The sequence below is a fragment of the Streptomyces sp. 2114.4 genome (assembly GCF_900187385.1).
Taxonomy (GTDB): Bacteria; Actinomycetota; Actinomycetes; order Streptomycetales; family Streptomycetaceae; genus Streptomyces; species Streptomyces mooreae.
Window position 1 is genome coordinate 6,052,418 of the sequence record NZ_FYEY01000001.1, and the last position, 21,091, is coordinate 6,073,508.

Annotated in this window: 16 protein-coding genes; 11 read left to right on the top strand and 5 right to left on the bottom strand. The window is 71.5% G+C overall.

Going from position 1 to position 21,091, the window contains the following annotated elements; genetic code table 11:
* Positions 1-71: 71 nt before the first annotated feature.
* The 3 genes from CFW40_RS26705 (at position 72) to CFW40_RS26715 (ending at position 4,690) form a co-directional block, all read left to right on the top strand.
* Entirely contained in the window at positions 72-773 is a 702-nt protein-coding gene (locus tag CFW40_RS26705; protein ID WP_088800412.1) for a GNAT family N-acetyltransferase, read from the top strand.
* 105 nt (positions 774-878) lie between these two features.
* Positions 879-2,645, top strand: a complete 1,767-nt coding sequence (locus tag CFW40_RS26710) for an IucA/IucC family siderophore biosynthesis protein (protein ID WP_088800413.1) — start codon at positions 879-881, stop codon at positions 2,643-2,645.
* Positions 2,646-2,686: 41 nt separating this feature from the next.
* A complete protein-coding gene (locus tag CFW40_RS26715) occupies positions 2,687-4,690 on the top strand; it encodes an ATP-dependent DNA helicase (RefSeq protein ID WP_088800414.1) in 2,004 nt (667 codons plus the stop codon).
* A 67-nt stretch (positions 4,691-4,757) separates the two neighbouring features.
* On the opposite strand, the gene lexA is transcribed toward CFW40_RS26715, so the two are convergent.
* Positions 4,758-5,555, bottom strand: a complete 798-nt coding sequence (gene lexA, locus CFW40_RS26720; protein WP_088800415.1) for a transcriptional repressor LexA — start codon at positions 5,553-5,555, stop codon at positions 4,758-4,760.
* Positions 5,556-6,133: 578 nt separating this feature from the next.
* Between lexA and nrdR the strand changes: the two genes are divergently transcribed.
* Entirely contained in the window at positions 6,134-6,664 is a 531-nt protein-coding gene (gene nrdR, locus CFW40_RS26725; protein ID WP_018092899.1) for a transcriptional regulator NrdR, read from the top strand.
* A 123-nt stretch (positions 6,665-6,787) separates the two neighbouring features.
* Entirely contained in the window at positions 6,788-9,664 is a 2,877-nt protein-coding gene (locus tag CFW40_RS26730) for a vitamin B12-dependent ribonucleotide reductase (protein WP_088800416.1), read from the top strand.
* Between the two features lie 216 nt (positions 9,665-9,880).
* Here CFW40_RS26730 and CFW40_RS26735 read toward each other — a convergent pair whose 3' ends face one another.
* Positions 9,881-10,402 (bottom strand): TerD family protein, encoded by a 522-nt coding sequence (locus CFW40_RS26735; protein ID WP_088800417.1) that lies wholly within the window; start codon positions 10,400-10,402, stop codon positions 9,881-9,883.
* 354 nt (positions 10,403-10,756) lie between these two features.
* Here CFW40_RS26735 and CFW40_RS26740 point away from each other — a divergent pair, with 354 nt between their 5' ends.
* On the top strand, positions 10,757-11,362 hold the full coding sequence (locus CFW40_RS26740) for a YdbC family protein (protein ID WP_088800418.1): 606 nt from the start codon (positions 10,757-10,759) through the stop codon (positions 11,360-11,362).
* A gap of 12 nt (positions 11,363-11,374) precedes the next feature.
* Here CFW40_RS26740 and CFW40_RS26745 read toward each other — a convergent pair whose 3' ends face one another.
* Entirely contained in the window at positions 11,375-12,181 is an 807-nt protein-coding gene (locus tag CFW40_RS26745; protein ID WP_088800419.1) for a TetR/AcrR family transcriptional regulator, read from the bottom strand.
* Positions 12,182-12,426: 245 nt separating this feature from the next.
* On the opposite strand from CFW40_RS26745, the gene CFW40_RS26750 reads away from it, so the two are divergent.
* The 4 genes from CFW40_RS26750 (at position 12,427) to CFW40_RS26765 (ending at position 15,806) form a co-directional block, all read left to right on the top strand.
* The gene (locus CFW40_RS26750) at positions 12,427-13,086 is read left to right on the top strand and encodes a histidine phosphatase family protein (RefSeq protein WP_088800420.1); all 660 of its coding nucleotides are present in this window, start codon (positions 12,427-12,429) and stop codon (positions 13,084-13,086) included.
* A gap of 11 nt (positions 13,087-13,097) precedes the next feature.
* A complete protein-coding gene (locus CFW40_RS26755) occupies positions 13,098-14,006 on the top strand; it encodes an ADP-ribosylglycohydrolase family protein (protein ID WP_088800421.1) in 909 nt (302 codons plus the stop codon).
* Positions 14,007-14,387: 381 nt separating this feature from the next.
* Positions 14,388-15,089, top strand: coding sequence for a ribonuclease HII (locus CFW40_RS26760; RefSeq protein WP_088800422.1), 702 nt, complete (start codon positions 14,388-14,390; stop codon positions 15,087-15,089).
* A 66-nt stretch (positions 15,090-15,155) separates the two neighbouring features.
* On the top strand, positions 15,156-15,806 hold the full coding sequence (locus CFW40_RS26765; RefSeq protein ID WP_088800423.1) for a hypothetical protein: 651 nt from the start codon (positions 15,156-15,158) through the stop codon (positions 15,804-15,806).
* 307 nt (positions 15,807-16,113) lie between these two features.
* Here CFW40_RS26765 and CFW40_RS26770 read toward each other — a convergent pair whose 3' ends face one another.
* Complete coding sequence (locus tag CFW40_RS26770; protein ID WP_088800424.1) at positions 16,114-16,824, bottom strand: hypothetical protein; 711 nt, start codon at positions 16,822-16,824, stop codon at positions 16,114-16,116.
* A 229-nt stretch (positions 16,825-17,053) separates the two neighbouring features.
* Positions 17,054-19,219, bottom strand: a complete 2,166-nt coding sequence (locus CFW40_RS26775; RefSeq protein WP_088800425.1) for a RecQ family ATP-dependent DNA helicase — start codon at positions 19,217-19,219, stop codon at positions 17,054-17,056.
* Between the two features lie 446 nt (positions 19,220-19,665).
* Here CFW40_RS26775 and CFW40_RS26780 point away from each other — a divergent pair, with 446 nt between their 5' ends.
* A complete protein-coding gene (locus CFW40_RS26780; protein WP_088802382.1) occupies positions 19,666-21,015 on the top strand; it encodes a DUF4192 domain-containing protein in 1,350 nt (449 codons plus the stop codon).
* The last annotated feature ends 76 nt before the right edge of the window (positions 21,016-21,091 follow it).

Consider the following 21,091-nt stretch of genomic DNA (forward strand, 5'->3'; position numbering starts at 1 on the left):
TTCAGCCCCCGTCCCCGGCGCCTCGCGACCCACCAGGCCACGCGGCACGCGGCCACGAGAGGAGAGTCGCCGTGCCACCCACCGATTCCGGCCTCGGCTCCAGCTCCGATGACACCCTCGACCTGCAGCTCCCGCTCGAGTTCGGTGCGCTGTTCGCCGGGGGACGCGGGCCGCAGGCGCCGCCGGACGCTCCGGCCGCCGGGCCGCTGCTCGACAACCTGGCGGGCTGGGGGGCGGCCGACACCCCCGCGGGGCCGTTCGCACTCGTCCCCGTCCGGCTCGCCCGCGATCTCGACCGGATCACCGGCTGGATGAACGATCCGGCGGTGGCGGCCTTCTGGGAACTGGCGGGTCCGCCGGAGACCACCGCGGCCCATCTGCGCGCCCAGCTCGCCGGCGACGGCCGCAGCGTGCCCTGCCTGGGGGTGCTGGCCGGCGTCCCGATGAGCTACTGGGAGATCTACCGCGCGGATCTGGACCCCCTCGCCCGCTGCTATCCGGCGCGGCCCGAGGACACCGGAATCCATCTGCTCATCGGCGGCGCCGGCGACCGGGGACGCGGGCTGGGCGGCACGCTGCTGCGCGCCGTCGCCGACCTCGTACTCGACCACCGGCCGCGGTGCGCACGGGTCCTCGCCGAGCCCGACCTGCGCAACACCGCCTCCGTCGCTGCCTTTCTGAGCGCCGGATTCCGCTACGGCGACGAGATCGAACTGCCCGGAAAACGCGCCGCCTTGATGGTCCGCGACCGCGCCCACCGCCACCTGCTGTGACCCCGGCGCCGTCCGCCGACGGCCCCGTTCCGGTCCGCCGTCCACCCCCGCTGCCCCGGTTGTCCCCCGTACGTGCCGGGGCGGTCCCGCTTCGAGGAGCCCGCCTTGTCGCCCGAGCCCCAGCCTTCGCACAGCGCCTGGCAGCACGCCGCGCGCCGACTGTTCGCCAAGACCCTGGCGGAGTTCGCGTACGAGGAAGTCCTGACCCCCGAGGCCGACGGCACCGCACCCGACGGGACCCCGCAATACCGCCTGCCGGTCACCGACGGCCTGGTCTACCGCTTCAGAGCCCGCCGCGGCGCCTACGGCCACTGGCGCGTCGACCCCGATTCGATCACCCCCGACGCCGACCTCTTCCGCTTCCTCACCCACGCGCACGACACCGTGCTGGGCCTGTCCGGCGACACCACCGGCCACCTCGTCCGCGAGCTGACCGCCACCCTCGCCGCCGACACCCGGCTCGACGCCACCGCCGTCAGCGCCGCCGACCTCGCCGATCTGGACTACGCCACCCTCGAAGGCCACCAGACCGGCCACCCCTGGCTCGTCGCGAACAAGGGCCGGCTCGGCTTCTCCGCGCACGACGCGGCGACCTGGGCCCCCGAAGCCCGCACACCCCAGCGCCTGCCCTGGCTCGCCGCGCACCACAGCATCGCCCACTACCGCGGTATCCCCACCCTGGCCACCCCCGACCGTCTCTACGGCGAGGAGCTGGCCCCCGCCACCCGGCACGCCTTCGCCCGCACCATCGCCGACGAGGGCCACGACCCCGCCGACTACCTCTACCTCCCCGTCCACCCCTGGCAGTGGGACGAGACCATCGCCCCGCTCTTCGCCCCGCAGCTCGCCGACAGATCCATCATCGCGCTGCCCACTGACAACGACCTCCGCCTGCCGCAGCAGTCGATCCGTACCTTCCTCAACCTCAGCCGCCCCCGGGCCCGTACGGTCAAACTGCCGCTGTCCATCCTCAACACCCTCGTCTGGCGCGGGCTGCCCACCGAGCGCACGCTCGCCGCCCCCGCCGTCACCCGCTGGGTCCACGGCCTGCGCGACGCCGACCCCTATCTCCGCGACGAGACCCGGGTCATCCTGCTCGGCGAGAACGCCTCGGTCACCGTCGAGCACCCCCTCTACGACCGGCTCCCCGGCGTCCCGTACCAGTTCAAGGAGCTGCTGGGCTGCATCTGGCGCGAGCCGGTCAGCTGCCATCTGGACCCCGGTGAACGCGCCCGCACCCTGGCCGCGCTGCTGCAGACCGATCCCCAGGGGCGCGCCCTGACCGCCGAGCTGGTGCACCGCTCGGGGCTGGCCCCGAGCGACTGGCTGGCCCGGCTGTTCGCCGCCCTGCTGCCGCCCCTGCTGCACTTCCTCTACCGGTACGGCACCGTCTTCTCCCCGCACGGCGAGAACGCCATCGTCGTCTTCGACGAGCACGACGTCCCCACCCGCCTCGCGGTCAAGGACTTCGTCGACGACGTCAACACCAGCTCCCGGCCGCTCCCCGAACACGACTCCATGCCGGACGACGTACGGGCGGTGCTGCTGACCGAACCGCCCTCCTTCCTCACCCAGTTCATCCACTCCGGCCTGTTCGTCGGCGTCTTCCGTTACCTCGCACCGCTGTGCGCGGACCAACTGGACGTCCCCGAGGCCGCGTTCTGGTCACTCGTACGGGCAGAGATCCTGCGCCACCACGAGCGCTTCCCGGCCCTCAAGGAGCGGTACGAGACCTTCGACCTGCTCACCCCGCGCATCGAGCGGCTGTGCCTGAACCGCAACCGTCTGCATGTGGACGGCTACCGGGACCGCCGTGACCGCCCGCACGCGGCCGTGCACGGCACCGTCCCCAATCCGCTCCACCACCCGTGACCGGACCGGTTGTCAGTGGTCCCGCGTAGGCTTGCCACGCTATGACGAAGCCCTCTCTCCCCGATCTGCTCCACGCCGCCGTCACCGCCGTCGGCGGCACCGAGCGCCCCGGCCAGGTGGCGATGGCCGAGGCCGTCGCCGAGGCCGTGGACGAACAGGCCCATCTGCTGGTGCAGGCCGGCACCGGCACCGGAAAGTCGCTCGGCTATCTGGTGCCGGCGCTCGCACACGGCGAGAGAGTGGTGGTCGCCACGGCCACCCTGGCGCTGCAGCGCCAGCTCGTCGAGCGTGATCTGCCGCGCACGGTCGAGGCGCTGCATCCGCTGCTGCGCCGTCGTCCCGAGTTCGCCATGCTCAAGGGCCGCTCCAATTACCTGTGCCTGCACCGTCTCCACGAGGGCGTCCCCCAGGAAGAGGAGGACGGGCTCTTCGACGTCTTCGAGCAGGCGACGCCGACCAGCAAGCTCGGCAAGGACCTGCTGCGGCTGCGTGACTGGGCGGACGAGACCGAGACCGGCGACCGTGACGCGCTGACCCCCGGCGTCTCCGACCGGGCCTGGGGCCAGGTCTCGGTCTCCTCCCGGGAGTGCCTGGGCGCCTCGAAGTGCGCCTACGGCGCGGAGTGCTTCGCCGAGGCCGCCCGGGAACGCGCCAAGCTCGCCGATGTCGTCGTCACCAACCACGCGCTGCTTGCCATCGACGCGATCGAGGGCGCCCCGGTCCTCCCGCAGCACGAGGTCCTGATCATCGACGAGGCCCATGAGCTGGTCTCCCGGGTCACCGGCGTCGCCACCGGCGAGCTCACCCCCGGCCAGGTCAACCGTGCCGTCCGCCGGGCCGCCAAGCTCGTCAACGAAAAGGCCGCCGACCAGCTCCAGACCGCGTCGGAGACCTTCGAGCGCCTGATGGAGCTGGCTCTGCCCGGCCGCCTCGAAGAGATCCCCGAAGATCTCGGCTACTGCCTGATGGCACTGCGGGACGCGGCCCGTACGGTCATCTCGGCCCTCGGCTCGACGCGTGACAAGTCGGTCCAGGACGAGGACGCCGTCCGCAAGCAGGCCCTCGCCTCGCTGGAGAACGTCCACGCCGTCGCCGAGCGCATCGCCAACGGCTCCGAGTACGACGTGGTCTGGTACGAACGCCACGACCGCTTCGGCGCGTCCCTCCGAGTGGCCCCGCTGTCCGTCTCGGGCCTGCTGCGCGAGAAGCTTTTCGACGACCGCTCGGTGACCCTCACCTCCGCCACCCTCAAGCTGGGCGGCGACTTCAACGGGGTCGCGGCCTCCCTGGGCCTGGCCCCCGAGGGCACGGCAGGCGAGGACGTCCCGCCGTGGAAGGGCCTGGACGTCGGCTCCCCATTCGACTATTCGAAGCAGGGCATCCTCTACGTCGCCAAGCACCTCGCCCAGCCGGGCCGCGAGGGCAGCCGCACCGACATGCTCGACGAACTCACCGAGCTGATCGAGGCCGCCGGCGGCCGCACCCTCGGCCTCTTCTCCTCCATGCGCGCAGCCCAGGCCGCGGCCGAGGAGCTGCGCGGCCGGCTGGACGTGCCGATCCTGCTCCAGGGCGAGGAGACGCTGGGCGAGCTGATCCGGGCCTTCGCCTCCGACGCCCGTACCTGCCTGTTCGGCACGCTGTCCCTGTGGCAGGGCGTCGATGTGCCCGGTGCGAACTGCCAGCTGGTGGTGATGGACCGGGTGCCGTTCCCGCGCCCGGACGACCCGTTGATGAGCGCTCGCCAGAAGGCCGTGGAGGAGGCCGGCGGCAATGGCTTCATGGCGGTCGCCGCCACCCATGCCGCGCTGCTGATGGCGCAGGGCGCCGGCCGTCTGGTCCGCGCCACCGGCGACCGTGGTGTGGTCGCCGTCCTCGACCCCCGGGTGGAGCGGGCCCGGTACGGCTCCTTCCTCCGCAAGTCGATGCCCGACTTCTGGTACACCACCGACCGCAACCAGGTCCGCCGCTCCCTCGCCGCCATCGACGCGGCGGCAAAGGCGGCGCCCGCACCCGAAGCGGCACAGCCGGCAGCGGACACTCCCTGACCGGAGACGGCAAAACCAAGCCCCGGAACCGGCGCAGTGGTTCCGGGGCCCGGTCGTGAGGGGCGGGTCAGACGCGGCGCAGCACCGCCACCACCTTGCCGAGAATGGTTGCCTCGTCGCCGGGGATCGGCTGGTACGCGGAGTTGTGCGGCAGCAGCCACACATGGCCGTCCTCGCGCTTGAAGCGCTTGACGGTGGCCTCGCCGTCCAGCATGGCGGCCACGATGTCGCCGTTCTCGGCAACCGGCTGGCGGCGGACCGTGACCCAGTCGCCGTCGCAGATCGCGGCCTCGATCATGGAGTCGCCGACGACCTTCAGGACGAACAGTTCGCCGTCGCCGACGAGCTGGCGGGGGAGCGGGAAAACATCCTCGACCGATTCCTCCGCGAGGATCGGGCCACCGGCGGCGATCCGGCCGACCAGCGGGACGTAGGAAGCGGCGGGCTTTCCGGCGGTCTCCGTCGCGGCGGCGGTGGTCTGGTCCGACCCGCGGACCTCGTACGCCCGGGGGCGGTGCGGGTCGCGCCGCAGGAAGCCCTTGCGCTCCAGAGCCATGAGCTGGTGGGCGACGGACGAGGTGCTGGACAGCCCGACGGCCTGGCCGATCTCGCGCATGGACGGTGGGTAGCCACGCCGCTGCACCGAATCCCGGATCACCTCGATCACCCTGCGCTGCCGGTCGGTGAGTCCGGAACTGTCGGCCCGGATCCCTGGGGGCCGGCCGGGCAGCGAACGGGCCGGCTTCTGCTCTTCGGAGTCCGACGTGGCGTCGTCCATCGGCGGCCGCTGTGCCTGTTGCGGATCGAACCGGCTCTGGGAGTGGCTCTGTGCGGTGATGGTCGCGCTGTCTGCGGTGGTGGTCACGTCGGCCCCTCTCGAAATGTTCTCCCTAGTTAGCCAACGGTAGTTGCTTTCGAAAGGTTGCGCCAAACACACGTTCGAGTGAAATATTCGGCGAATGGCTGCCCGGATCGAGCGGCTGGGTGTATGGCCGAGCGGCGATTCCGGCCCGGCAGGGCGCCGGCGCCCGGATATCCCGGCCGTCCGGGGCGTGGGGCCGTCTACGCGCGAAGGGGTCGCGGGGGGCGTGAAGGGGTTGCGCGAAGGGGGTCGGCAGCCGGTCGTCGCGACCCGGCCGATTCTGTCATCTCCGCCCCGCCGCGCCGCCGGCCGGGTGGCTTCCCGTACTCTCATGGGCGACCGTCCGGCCCGTCGCCGCCACGACACGCGGTAGGCAGATGTAAGCGCCCCGACACCACATCTAGTGGTTGCATGCGATCGGTCACCCAGAAGTTGTGGTGCCCTGGTCCCTCCGGGGGTCGGGAATCGCCTATGCTGGAGGCTGCTCCGAAGGGCCCGTGCGGACCGTCGGAGGTTGTTGGCGTACGCCGGGATCGTTGGCGTACGTACGTCCGTATATCGAGGGTGAGGAGGGTGGAGCCATGCACTGCCCCTTCTGCAGGCACCCGGACAGCCGGGTCGTCGACAGCCGCACCACCGATGACGGAACAGCGATCCGCCGGCGCCGTCAGTGCCCCGACTGCTCCCGCCGTTTCACGACCATCGAGACGGCGTCGCTGATGGTGATCAAGCGGAGCGGGGTCACCGAGCCCTTCAGCCGCAACAAGGTCATCGCGGGCGTGCGCAAGGCGTGCCAGGGGCGCCCGGTCACCGAGGACGCCCTCGCCAAGCTGGGCCAGCGGGTCGAGGAGGCGGTGCGCGCCACCGGCAGCGCCGAGCTCTCCACCCATGACGTCGGGCTCGCCATACTGGGCCCGCTGCAGGAACTCGACCTCGTCGCGTACCTGCGCTTCGCGTCCGTTTACCGGGCCTTCGATTCACTCGAGGATTTCGAGGCGGCCATCGCCGAGCTGCGTGAGCAGCGCGAGCAGGGGCCGCCCGGGCAGGAATGCGGGACCGACGGGGAGGCCGGCGGCCCGGCCGTTCCCGTGCCCGCCACCGCCGCCGACTGAGCTCGGCGCGCATCCAGGACCTCTACCGGGGCGAGAGCAGGGCGTCCCGGTACGGAAAGACATACACCGTGCCACGGAATGAGTGCGCACATATGGGCGTTTGCCCGTATACAGGGAGGCGGCATGACAGAGACGACGAGCGGCCCGGCACGAGGCTCCCGCGCCAAGGGCAGCAAGGCGAGCAAGGGTCTGCGTATCGAGCGCATTCACACCACACCCGGCGTGCATCCGTACGACGAGGTGGAGTGGGCGTCTCGTGACGTCGTCATGACCAACTGGCGCGACGGCTCGGTCAACTTCGAGCAGCGTGGCGTCGAGTTCCCCGAATTCTGGTCGGTGAACGCGGTCAATATCGTCACGAGCAAGTACTTCCGTGGTGCGGTGGGGTCCCCGACCCGTGAGGCGAGCCTCAAGCAGCTGATCGACCGCGTGGTCAAGACGTACCGCAAGAGCGGCGAGGAGAACGGTTACTTCGCCTCCCCGGCGGACGCCGAGATCTTTGAGCACGAGCTGGCGTACGCCCTGCTCCACCAGGTCTTCAGCTTCAACTCGCCGGTGTGGTTCAACGTCGGCACCCAGCAGCCGCAGCAGGTCAGCGCCTGCTTCATCCTCTCCGTCGACGACTCCATGGAGTCGATCCTCGACTGGTACAAGGAAGAGGGGATGATCTTCAAGGGCGGCTCCGGCGCCGGCCTGAACCTCTCCCGCATCCGCTCCTCCAAGGAGCTGCTCTCCTCCGGCGGCAACGCCTCCGGCCCGGTCTCCTTCATGCGCGGCGCCGACGCGTCCGCCGGAACGATCAAGTCGGGCGGCGCCACCCGCCGCGCGGCCAAGATGGTCGTCCTGGACGTGGACCACCCGGACGTCGAGGCCTTCATCGAGACCAAGGTGAAGGAGGAGGAGAAGGTCCGCGCGCTGCGCGACGCGGGCTTCGACATGGACCTGGGCGGCGACGACATCACGTCCGTCCAGTACCAGAACGCCAACAACTCGGTCCGGGTCAACGACGAGTTCATGAAGGCCGTCGAGTCCGGCTCGAAGTTCGGGCTGCGCGGCCGGATGACCGGTGAGGTCATCGAGGAGGTCGACGCCAAGGGGCTCTTCCGCAAGATGGCGGAGGCCGCCTGGGCCTGCGCCGACCCCGGCATCCAGTACGACGACACCATCAACCACTGGCACACCTCGCCGGAGTCGGGCCGGATCACCGCGTCCAACCCCTGCAGCGAGTACATGCACCTGGACAACTCCTCGTGCAACCTCGCCTCGCTCAACCTCCTGAAGTTCCTGCGCGACGACGACCTGGGCAACCAGTCCTTCGACGCCGAGCGCTTCGCCAAGGTCGTCGAGCTGGTCATCACCGCGATGGACATCTCCATCTGCTTCGCCGACTTCCCCACCCAGAAGATCGGCGAGACCACCCGCGCCTACCGCCAGCTGGGCATCGGCTACGCCAACCTCGGCGCCCTGCTGATGGCCACCGGCCACGCCTACGACTCCGACGGCGGCCGCGCGCTGGCCGGTGCCATCACCTCGCTGATGACGGGCACCTCGTACAAGCGCTCCGCCGAGCTGGCCGCGGTCGTCGGCCCGTACGACGGCTACGCCCGTAACGCGGACGCCCACAAGCGCGTCATGAAGCAGCACTCCGACGCCAACGGCACCGCGGTGCGGATGGACGACCTGGACACCCCGGTGTGGGCGGCGGCCACCGAGGCCTGGCAGGACGTGCTGCGCCTCGGCGAGAAGAACGGCTTCCGCAACGCGCAGGCCTCCGTGCTGGCCCCGACCGGCACCATCGGCCTGATGATGGACTGCGACACCACGGGCGTCGAGCCGGACCTGGCCCTGGTCAAGTTCAAGAAGCTGGTCGGCGGCGGCTCCATGCAGATCGTGAACAACACGGTCCCCAAGGCGCTCAAGCGGCTCGGCTACCTGCCCGAGCAGGTCGAGGCGATCGTCGCCCACATCGCCGAGCACGGCAATGTCGTCGACGCTCCCGCCCTCAAGCACGAGCACTACGAGGTCTTCGACTGCGCCATGGGCGTGCGTTCGATCTCCGCCATGGGCCATGTGCGCATGATGGCGGCCGCGCAGCCCTTCCTCTCCGGTGCGATCTCCAAGACGGTCAACGTCCCGGAGACGGCCACCGTCGAGGAGATCGAGGAGGTCTACTTCCAGGGCTGGAAGCTCGGCCTGAAGGCGCTCGCGATCTACCGCGACAACTGCAAGGTCGGCCAGCCGCTCTCCGCCAAGAAGAAGGAGGAGGAGAAGAAGGCCGAGCCGGTCGCCGAGAAGAAGGTCGTCGAGTACCGCCCGGTGCGCAAGCGCCTCCCCAAGGGCCGTCCCGGCATCACCACCTCCTTCACGGTCGGCGGTGCCGAGGGCTACATGACCGCCAACTCCTACCCGGACGACGGTCTCGGTGAGGTCTTCCTGAAGATGTCCAAGCAGGGCTCGACCCTCGCGGGCATGATGGACGCCTTCTCCATCGCGGTGTCCGTGGGCCTCCAGTACGGCGTGCCGCTGGAGACCTACGTCTCGAAGTTCACCAACATGCGCTTCGAGCCGGCCGGCATGACGGACGACCCGGACGTGCGGATGGCGCAGTCGATCGTCGACTACATCTTCCGCCGCCTGGCGCTGGACTTCCTGCCCTTCGAGACCCGTTCGGCGCTCGGCATCCACTCCGTCGAGGAGCGCCAGCGCCACTTGGAGACCGGTTCGTACGAGCCCTCCGAGGACGAGGTGGACGTCGAGGGCCTGGCCCAGTCCGCGCCCCGCCGGACGGAGCCGGTGACCGAGTCCACCCCGGCGGTGCAGGTCGTCGAGGAGGCCGCAGTTCCCGCGCCCAAGCAGGCGCACACCAACGCCGAACTCGTCGAGATGCAGCTGGGCATCAATGCGGACGCGCCGCTGTGCTTCTCCTGCGGGACGAAGATGCAGCGGGCCGGCAGCTGCTACCTGTGCGAGGGCTGCGGGTCGACCAGCGGCTGCAGCTGAGCGTGACGGGCCCGCGCGGGAGGTTTTCCCCTCCGCGCGGGCCCGCGCCTCGGGCTGAGAAGACGGGCCGAGGCGGAACTCGGACTGAGACAGGCCGTGGGGGAAGGGGAGGGACCGGCCGGCGCCGGTCCCTCCCCTTCGTGCTGCGGTGCGTGCTCCCGTGCGTTGCCGCGGTTCTTGCCCGCGTCCTGGCTCCGGCCTCTGCGCCCGCTCCCGTTAGCGGCCCATCAGTGAGGCAAACCCGGCCGGGTCGGTGTCGAATCCCCGGAGCGCCGGGCGAAGGCGCCACTGTCCCGTCCCGTCCCGGGTGAATTCGGCCACCGTCGCCGCGGTGGCACCCGCGACCTCGGCGAAGTCGTTCTCGGCCAGATCGGTGTAGCCCTCGCGGATCCGTACGACCGTGTTCGGAATGTCGCCGAAGACCTTGCGGCCCTCGCCCTGCTGGATGGCGACCCCCACGATCACCCGGGTGTAGGTCTCGGACAGCCGGTCCAGCTCCAGGGTCATGATCTCGTCGGAGCCGAAGCCCTGGCCGGTCCTGCTGTCCCGGTTGAGGGTGATGGTCCCGTCGGGCGACCGGCTGTCGAAGTGCACCAGATAGGCCGGCTCGCCGTGCGGCGCGTCCGCCGTATAGGTCGCCGCGACGATGTCGAGGTCATTGTCCGGCGTTCCGAGGGGGCTGGGGTCCCACTGGAGTGTTACCTCGACCTTCTCAATCCCTTTGTTGAACGTGTTCACCGGACTTCCCTCCCGTCATCTCCCGGGGACGCGGCGCAGGCCCACGCGGGCCCGCGGCCCCCTTCCCGGGACTTCCCGTCGACTGACCATCGTGCCACGCCCGGAGGGCCCCGCGCGGAGTGAACTGACCCTGGTCACCCGTGCTTTGCGTTGGGTTCGGGTGGCCGGAAAGCGCCCTGCTCCGTGCGCTCCCACCGGGAAGGCAGGCGTCCCAGGCGGCCGGGGCGGACGAGGCGGTGGAGCGGTGGCGGTGCCGTGCTGACGGCGATCGGCCCGCGCCCGTAAGGAAGTTCGGGCCGGTCGGAACGTGACGCGCAGTGATCTGGCCCCCCTCTTGGGCCGTACGATGGCGCGGTGCTGGTCAAGTGGATTCGCCTCACCGTTGTGGACCGTCGAGGGTTCGAACGGGGGCAGCGGAAATGGGCGGGGCTGCTGGGTGAGCCGGGATTTCGAGGGCAGGGCGGTGGGTGGAGCCGGGGGCGGCAGGGCGTCGCGCATCTGGTGGCCTTCTGGGAGAGCCGGGCCTTTTACGACTCCTTCATGGCGCGCTCGCACGACCGGTTGGCGGCCGCCCAGGCCGGCACGTACAAGGACGCCCAAGTGCGACTGTTCGAGCACGAGTTTGACGTCAAGGTGGGATTCCGCCCGTCGTTCGGCGATGTGGATGTGCTGCGGCTGGCGCACTGCCAGGTGCGCCAGGACCGGGTGGAGCACTTCATGCTGATGCAGGAGAAGGTCTGGAACCCCGCGATGGCGGGTTCGCCGGGAATGCTGCGGGGGATGCTGGGGCGGGCTCCGGGGGAGGAGTTCTTGGTGCTGTCGCTGTGGCAGTCGGCGGCCGAGCGGGGGAAGTACCGGCCTGAACGGGTGGAGCGGCTGGCACTGCGGGCCCAGATAGCCGCGGATGTCCGGGCGATCGCGGGCGATGTGGTGCAGCTCGAACCGTCCTGGACGGTGTGAGGGACGGCGCGGTCAGGGGGTCGCGCCGGGGGGCGTGCCGAGCGTGGTGCCGGTGGTGAACGCCCCGGCGCGGGCGGCGGCCAGTGTGGCTGCCACGGCCTGGTCGGCGAGGGAGTCGTCCACCGGCTCCCGGGTGATGAACAGGCGGAAGAAGAGCGGAGCGGAGACGGAACGGACGAGCGCGCCGGCGTCGATGGCGCTCTCCGGGGCGGCGGGCGAGGCGGGATCGGGCGGGGCGGTGTCCGACGGGGCGGTGTCGGGGGTGGCCGGCGCGGTGGCCGACGGTGTGGCGTCCGGCGGGGCCGGCACGGCGCCCGGGGCCGCCGGCAATTCGCCGCGTCGGACGGCGCGTTCGATGAGGACCTCGCAGCGCGTGAACCGCTCGGCGTAGTAGTCACGCAGCGCCACGGCCGCCCGCTCCGACTGGAAGGCGGCGGCGATCATCGCGCTGCCCGATGCGGCCACCGCCGGATCGGTGAAGGAAGTGACGACCTCGCGTGCCAGAGCACGCAGATCGCCTTCCAGGGAGCCGGTGTCGGGCGGGACCCAGCTGTCCTCGCCCGCAAGGTCGAGGGCGTCCGCCACCAGGCCCTCGACGTCCTTCCAGCGCCGGTAGAGCGTCGTTTTGTGCACGCCGGAGTGCTCCGCGACGTATTCGACGGTCAAGCCGGGATAGCCGTGCTCGGTGAGCCCGGCCAGCACGGCGTCGCGGACGGCGGCGCGGGTGCGGGCCGTGCGGCCGCCGGGGCGGCGAGTGCCGGGGGTGGGCGGGGGATCGCCGGACTCGCGCCGGTTTCCGTGCTCCGTCTCGTCAGGCAATTGCAACTCCTCTTGCGTTAGCTGGATCGGTGTGCCACTCTCATCGTAATGCGACGAAGGTTGCGTTTGCTTGGGGGGAGTATGTCCGCTCGGATTTCGTTGCGCGACACCGCCAGGTCCTGTGGGCGGCGCTTGCTCGCTGCGTGCCGCCGCGGCCTTGCCGGGGTGGTGCTGGAGCTGACCGCCCTGCTGTCGCCGTCCTGCCGTGTGCGGCAGGTGCAAAGCAGGAGATTTAGGCTGGCGGCATGGCTCGGCCCCGACGCATCGTTCTCATCCGCCACGGAGAGTCGGCGGGGAACGTCGACGACACCGTGTACGAGAGGGAGCCCGATCATGCGCTCGCCCTCACCGAGAGCGGGCTGCGGCAGGCGAAGGAGGCCGGTGGCCCGCTGCGCGAGATGTTCGGTGAGGAACGGATCTCCGGCTATGTCTCGCCCTACCGCCGCACTCACCAGACCTTCCGGGCGCTCGGCCTCGACCCGGCCAGGGTCCGGGTGCGCGAGGAGCCCCGGCTGCGCGAGCAGGACTGGGGAAACTGGCAGGACCGCGACGACGTACGACGGCAGAAGGCCTACCGCGACGCCTACGGCCACTTCTTCTACCGCTTCGCCCAGGGCGAGTCCGGTGCGGATGTCTACGACCGGGTCGGGGCGTTCCTGGAGAGCCTCTGGCGCAGTTTCGAGGCCCCGGACCATCCGCCGAACGTCCTCATCGTCACGCACGGTCTCACCATGCGGCTGTTCTGTATGCGCTGGTTCCACTGGACCGTGGCCGACTTCGAGTCGCTGTCCAATCCGGACAACGCGGAATGGCGCACCCTGTTGCTCGGCCCGGACGGCCGCTACACCCTCGACCGGCCGTTCGCGCGCTGGTGTGTACCCGAGCCTTATGGCGTCACCGGTTAGAGTGCACAGCGATGAACCCCGACCACCGTGACGCAGACCGCTGTGCGCGAGCTCTGGCGAGCCTGCGCGGCCTTTCCGTGGGTGATGCGCTCGGATCCCAGTTCTTCGTCCCCGCCCATTACCCCTCGCTCAAGCGCCGCGCGCTGCCCCCTTCTCCCTGGCAGTGGACCGACGACACCGAGATGGCCTGTTCCGTCCTGGCCGTGCTCACCGCCCATGGCCGGGTCGACCAGGACGCACTCGCGCGCTCCTTCGCCGACCACCATGACTTCGACCGTGGCTACGGTCCGGCCGTCAACCGCATGCTGCGGCTGATCCGCGAGGGCGGCGACTGGCGCGAGCTGGCGTCGGAGCTCTTCAACGGCCAGGGCTCGTGGGGCAACGGAGCGGCCATGCGCATCGCTCCCCTCGGCGCCTGGTACGCCGACGACCCCGAGCAGGCCACCCACCAGGCGGAGATCTCCGCCTACACCACCCACCAGCACCGTGAGGCCGTCGTCGGCGCCATGGCCGTCGCCGCCGCTGCCGCCCTGGTGGCCGACCCGAGCCGTGACACCGGTCCCGAACAGCTGCTGGACGGTGTGCTGGAGCTGATCCCGCGCAGCGCCGTACAAGCCGGGCTGCGCCGCGCCCGGGACATGCTCGACTACGCCGACCCCGGCACCGTCGCCGCCGTTCTGGGCTGCGGGCGGCGCACCAGTGCCCACGACACCGTGCCGTTCACCCTCTGGGCCGCGGCCCGGCATCTGGGCAACTACGAGCGGGCGTTCTGGACCACCGCTCAGGCGGGCGGCGATGTGGACACCACCTGCGCCATCGTCGGCGGCATCGTCGCCGCCGGCCGCGACGGCAACCCGCCAAAGGCGTGGCTGGACGGCACCGAACCACTCCCGTCCTGGACGCCCGCCCTCGCCGGCTGATCGCATCGCTCCGTCCCGCCGCCGGCCGCCCCGGCCCGCTGCGACTCGTCCGCTGCCCTCCTCGCCTCACTGTGTCTCGCCCGCTCCTCTCCCCGGTCGGCTGTGACCCAGTCCGCGTCCGTCCGCTGCCCCCCTCTTGTCGATGTTCTCCAACAGGCGGTGACGGGCGGCCACTTCGCCCCACGCGGCCGGGCTCGGGCCGAGAGGGCGGCGGCGTCCCGCGGCGGCCGCGCCGCGCCTCTGTCTGCTTGCGTATACCCCTCGGTAACGGAACCGAAGGGTCCCGTTCTTGTGCTGCTCACGGCGTTGCCGCACCGTTTGCCGCCAGGTGGGGATCCGGTGCGGACGGCTCGGCCGAATAGGCGTAACCTTGCTGGCGCCATGCCGTACGAGCCCCCCACCCATTCCGTCGAGCGATCATTGCGCGCCACGACGGGCGCCAAGATCGTTGCAGGTATCGACGAGGTCGGGCGCGGAGCGTGGGCCGGTCCGGTCAGCGTCTGCGCAGCCATCACCGGCCTGCGCCGGCCGCCCGACGGACTCACCGATTCCAAGCTTCTGACCCCCAAGCGCCGCACCGAACTGTGTGATGTGCTCGGCTCGTGGGTCACGTCGTACGCCCTGGGGCACTCCTCGCCGGAGGAGATCGACGAACTGGGCATGACCGCAGCCCTGAGGCTCGCGGCCGTACGCGCCCTGGAGGCGCTGCCGGTCCGGCCGGACGCGATCATTCTCGACGGCAAGCACGACTACCTGGGCGCGCCATGGCGGGTCCGCACGGTCATCAAGGGCGACCAGTCCTGTATCGCGGTCGCCGCCGCGTCCGTGATCGCCAAGGTGCGACGCGACGCGATGATGGCCGAACTGGGCCTGGTGTACGCGGACTTCGACTTCGCGGCCAACGCAGGCTACCCCTCGCCGACCCATCGCATTGCCCTGGAGGAGTACGGTCCTACGCCGCACCACCGAGTGTCGTGGTCCTACATGGATGCCCTGCCCCGCTGGCGGCATCTGAAGAAGGTGCGCATCACCCCCGAAGCAGCCGCTCTGGAAGCCGGTGGCCAACTCGGCTTCGATTTCTGAGCGGTACGGACATCAATTCGGTACCCGATGACGTGTTCCGCACTTACGTTTGATAGACATCCCTTTATGCCTCTCATCCCCGAGGAGCCTCAGATTCACGAGAGTGTCCCGGGTCCCCGCGCAACTGCGGCCGCCGGCCGCACCGCGCCGACCCCCCGTCCTGTTCCTGGCCCCGGTCCCCGCCCCGCGCCGCCGCGTGGCGCTCCCGCGGCCAGTGTCCGTCCGGGCAAGCCCGGACCTGCTGCCCCGCCGCGTGGGCCTGTCGCCGCACCGCCGGCGCAGCGCACCAGCTCCCCGCAGCCGTCCGCCGGCAAGACCGGCACCGCCGCGGGAGCACAGCTCCAGCTGATCCCGGCACCTCCCGCCGGCGCTGTCGACGCCGCCGACGAGGCCGTCGACCTGCTGCTGGACTCCGGGCGTGCGCCGGGCGAGATCCTGGTGCTGACCACCGGCGAAACGCACCCGTGGGCCGCGCATGAACTGTCCTTCGGCGAAGCGTCCTACTGGGCTCAACACGACGCCGCGGACGATGTGTTCTACGCGGATGCCGGGGCCGGGCGTGCCACCGGACGGCCCGTCGTGGTCGTCGCCATCAACGGCGGTACGGACGAGGTCACCGCGCAGGCACTGCCCGCGGCGATGGCCCGTGCCGGGACACTGCTGATCGTCTGCGGGGACCCGCAGCGGATCAACACCGTTCTCGGCACCCCTGCCTGACCGCTGCCGGTTCGCAACAGCCCGTCGGCCCTCAAGGCCGTCGGGCTCGCTTGCGTCCCTGCCGGACGAGGTCTGGACCAGGTCCGGATGGCCGGCGCTTCGGCGGGGGAGGAGCGCGGCGGTACGGGGCGAGGCGGTCCGTCTGTCTGCTGGGGACCGGCACGCTGAGCGGGTGCGCCCTGACGTGTGTGCCGAGGTGCCCGGTGAGGTCTCCGGCTCCCGACAGGTGCCGGAGCGCCAGGTGGCGGATGCCCTGCCTGCGCCACCTGACGGAAGCCGGACGCCGGACGTGTGTCCGCTGGTCCGCTCAGCGTGCTGCCGCGTGCCGATGGGCTTCCGGGGCGCCGCCTGTCGTGCGCCGCGCCACCGGCCGGCCGCGGGCGACGGGAAGATCCGCAGCCGGGTGCGGCACCTCCGCAGGCGCCGTCGTGCGGCGGTTCTCCCGGGCCCCGGCTGCTGTACGGCGTGATTCCGTGACCGGCTCGTTCGAGGACGAGACCCTGGGGCGGCGCCCGCCCCGGCCCTCCCCCAGGACCTGCCAGCGGTCCGGGGTCAGCGTGATGTACGCCCCGCAGCGGAGCCCGTGCAGGGTGCAGGCGTCACGCAGCCCCCACATCCAGGCCCCGTCCGTCTCCGTCCACAGAGGCTCGCCCTCACGGCAGTAGAGCAGCACGGCGGTCCGGACCGGGGCGCGCAGCCGCAGGTCGTGCGGGATGACCCGGCGCAGATGCGTCAGCAGAACATTGCGGAACTCCCAGCCGTCGGGAGCGGTCGTGAGCTCCGTGAAGGAGGCGCTGGCCGTCACGCGCTCACGGCCGTCGAGCACCGCGACGATGGCCGTCGACGGCACCGGCCGATGACGGTCGTGCAGGCCGGTGACGACCTCACGCGGGTTGCGCAGCAACGGGATACCGGCCGAGGCCCATTCGGCGGGTTCCAGCATCCGGCTCAGTCGGGCGGCGGAGTCGGCGGACGGAGGCGGGGACACCTGCGGGTGCGGGGCGAAGCCGAAGGACACGTTCCTCCCATCGTCTACGCGTCCGCGTCTCGGGCGGTGGCCGCGCGCGGCTACGCACCACGGCATGGCCCTGCCTGACCACGGACGGCCGGTACGGGGAAGCAACTCCAATTCTCGCGGCCGCACCGGCATGCGGCAACGAGCAATTCCCGCCCCCGGCCAAAATCGACCGGGGAAGGGCAAATGTCCCTGCCCGTCGCCGCGTCGGGATCGTGCAGGCCGTGCGCTGCTACCCCTGCACGGCCAGGACCAGCGGAAACACCTCTGCCGCCCCCGCCCGGCGCAGCAGCCGGGCGGCAACGGCCAGCGTCCAGCCGGTATCGGCGTAGTCGTCCACCAACAGCACGGGGCCGGCCGCCGAAGCCAGCGCCTGCGCCAGCTCCGGCGGAACGCCCAGTGAACCGTGCAGTGCCCGCAGTCGCTGGGCGCTGTTGCTGCGCAAAATCCTGCCGTCCGCACCGTCGTCCACCGAGGTCACGGTGCCCAGGAACGGCATGCGGCCGACCGTGGCGATCCGCTCGGCCAGGGACCGGATCAGCTGCGGGCGGCTGCGCGAGGAGAGCGCGACGACACCCACCGGGCGGGCCGGGGCATCCGCCGCCCCCGAGGCCCAACCACCGGGCCCCTTGGCCCAGTCGGCGAGCACGGTGACCACCGCGGCCGCCACGTCGTCGGGGACCGGGCCGTCCGGCGCCTGCGCCGCGAGCATCGGCCGGAGGCGGTTGCCCCACCCGATGTCGGAGAGCCGGCCCAGGGCCCGGCCGGTCGCCGCCAGCTCACCTGCCGGGATACGCCCCTTGAGATCGACGCCGACGGCCGGCAGTCCCGTCGGCCACATCCGCCGCGGCTCCACCTCCACCCCGGGCCGCCCCAGCTCACCGCGCGCCGCGTCCAGCGCAGCGGCGGACACCTCGGCGGTGAACCGTGCCCCCGCGCAGTTGTCGCAGCGGCCGCACGCCACGGCCGCCTCGTCGTCCAACTGCCGCCGCAGGAACTCCATCCGGCAGCCCGTCGTGGTGGCGTACTCCCGCATGGCCTGTTGTTCGGCCTCGCGCTGGCGGGACACCCACGCATAGCGCTCGGCGTCGTACGACCACGGCCTGCCGGTGGAGGTCCAGCCGCCCTTGACGCGCTGCACGGCGCCGTCCACATCGAGCACCTTGAGCATGATCTCCAGGCGCGAGCGGCGCAGTTCGACCTGTGGTTCCAGAGCCGGCAGCGACACCGGACGGCCGGCGGCCGCCAGGACGTCCAGGGTCCGCCGCACCTGCTCCTCGGGCGGAAAGGCCAGCGAGGCGAAGTACTTCCAGATGGCCTCGTCCTCCCGCCCGGGCAGCAGCAGCACCTCGGCGTGCTTGACCCCGCGGCCTGCCCGGCCCACCTGCTGGTAGTAGGCGATGGGGGACGACGGCGAGCCCATGTGCACCACGAAACCCAGGTCGGGCTTGTCGAAGCCCATGCCCAGTGCCGAGGTCGCCACCAGCGCCTTGACACGGTTGGCGAGCAGATCGTCCTCGGCCTGCTGGCGGTCGGCGTTCTCCGTCTTGCCGGTGTACGAGGAGACCGTGTGCCCCCGCTGGCGCAGGAAGGCCGTGACTTCCTCGGCGGCGGCAACGGTGAGCGTATAGATGATCCCCGAGCCCGGCAGCTCGTGCAGATGATCGGCAAGCCAGGCGAGCCGGTGCGCGGCGTCCGGCAGCGGGAGGACACCCAGGCTCAGGCTCTCCCGGTCCAGCGGCCCGCGCAGCACCAGTGCCTCGGTGGAGCCCTCGCCCGTGCCGAGCTGTTCGGCGACATCGGCGGTCACCCGCGCGTTGGCCGTCGCGGTGGTGGCGAGCACGGGCACGCCGGGCGGGAGATCGGCGAGCATGGTGCGCAGCCGCCGGTAGTCCGGCCGGAAATCATGGCCCCAATCGGAGATGCAGTGCGCCTCGTCGACCACCAGCAAACCGGTGGCAGCCGCGAGCTTGGGCAGCACCTGATCGCGGAAGTCGGGGTTGTTGAGCCGCTCCGGGCTGACCAGCAGGACGTCCACGTCGCCCGCCGCCACCTCGGCCTGGACGGTGTCCCACTCCTCGGTGTTGGCGGAGTTGATCGTGCGGGCACGGATTCCTGCCCGCGCGGCTGCCTCGACCTGATTGCGCATCAGCGCGAGCAGCGGGGAGACGATCACGGTCGGTCCGCTGCCGCGCTCGCGCAGCAGCGCCGTCGCGACGAAGTAGACCGCGGACTTGCCCCAGCCCGTGCGCTGGACGACCAGCGCGCGGCGATGGTCGGCGACCAGCGCCTCGATGGCTCGCCACTGATCCTCGCGCAGCCTGGCCTCCCCGCCGGGATCCCCGACGAGGCGGGTCAGGACGGCGTCGGCTGCGGCACGCAGATCTTCGTTGCTCATGCCCCCATGCAACCCGATGCCACTGACAACGCGCGAACGCCCGCCCGAAGCTGTGGATAACCTCGCCGCCCGAGAGTTATCCACAGGGGTCGCGGCGCAGCGGCCGGCCGCGGGATCTTCGAGCCATGAATCCGCACAGCGAACCGAGCAAGCGCCTCGGCGACAGCCACTCGACCCCCGCGGCCGCCGACCCCGCCGCCCCCAGCCCCTCGAACTCTCCTCGTCCTCCCCGCACGCCGGAGCCACAGCCTCCCGCCGACCCGCCCAGCGCATCCGCAGCATCCGGCCCCACGACGCCCACCGACCCGGTCGCCCCCACCGAATCCGCCGTCCCGTCGGCCCCCGCGGAATCCACCAGCCCTTCCACCCCCTCCGACCCCTCCGTCCCCGTCGTCTTTTCGCCCCCGTCCCACCTCACCGACTCCACGGCCCCGTCCATCCCGCCCATCCCGTCCAGCCCCTCCCACGCCTCCGCCCCTTCCGACGCACCCAAGGCTCCGTCCGCCGATGCCCAGGTCACCCTGCGCGGCCCGGCCGAGCTCGCCGACGCTCTGTCGTATTTGATGGGGTTTTACCCGGACGACAGCATCGTGATGGTCGCGCTGAACGGCGAACGGGGACGCTTCGGCGGCCGGGTCAGGATCGGCATCCCGACCGACACCGCGCAGTGGCCGGACGTCGCCGACCAGCTCGCCGAATGCCTGATCTCCGCAGGCCAGGAGCGGGACACCCGTCCCGCGGCGATCATCGTCTACCTCTGCCAGGAGCCGGTGGCGGGGGAGAGCGGCAAGGACGTCAAAGACCGCCTCCGCCCGCTCGCCCAGCGGCTGCGCACTGCCTGCGGCACGCTCGACGTACCGGTTCTCGAAGCCCTGTGCCTCTCCAGCGGCCGATTCTGGTCGTACTGCTGCCCGGACTTCCGGTGCTGTCCCGCGGACGGCACACCCATGGTCATGCCGGGCACGTCCGTGATGGCCGCGGCCGCCGCCTACGCGGGAATGCAGGTGCGCGGCTCTCTCAAGGAGATGGAGGCCAGGCTCACGCCCCGCACCGGGCCGCGGGCCGTGGAACAGGAGAAGGCGCTGGACGCGGCCGCCGGCGCGCTGGTTCCGCGCATGCTCCTGCGGGACGGTGCAGCGGCCGTCCGCCGGGACACCCTCGACCTGGCCGGCGCCATGATCCACCGCTTCCGTCAGGACACCCCTTCGGGCAGCAACCGGGCCAGGGACGCCTGTGACGACGCGCTGATCACCGATGCCGAGGCAGCCGATCTCATCCTCGGTCTCCAGGACCGGGTCACCCGCGACCGGGCAGCGGAGTGGATGGACGGCTCCGCCGCCGCGCCGGCCCTTCGGCTCTGGCGTGCCCTCGCCCGCCGCTGCGCCGGCGGCTATGTCGAACACGCGGTGGCACCCCTGACCCTCGCCGGCTGGGTCTGCTGGTCCACCGAGGACGGGCCCTCGGCGCGCGTCGCCCTCAGCTGCGCCTTGGCCCTCGACCCCGACTACACCTTCGCCCAGCTGCTGCACCGTGCCATCAACGAAGGCCTCGATCCGGAGCCACTGCGCCGCTGCCTGCGCGAGCAGCACCGAGAGGCGGTGAGCGCAGCCGCCCCCGCCGCCCCGGCGCCCGCCGCCAAGAAGACGCCGCGGTCCACGAAGCGCCCCGGGCCGAGTCGGCCCGGACCGGGCGGCCGCCCCCGCGGCCCGCGCGGCGGTACGGGCCCCGGCGCCCGTACGACCGACGGGCGCGGCAGGCGCCGGGCCGGCCGGGACGGCGACCGGAGCCGGCGGTGACCGTGCCGTCGTGGCCCGGCCGGCGTGACCTGCGCGCCGGCCGGGCCGTTCACCCGAGTGGAGCAACCCATACAAA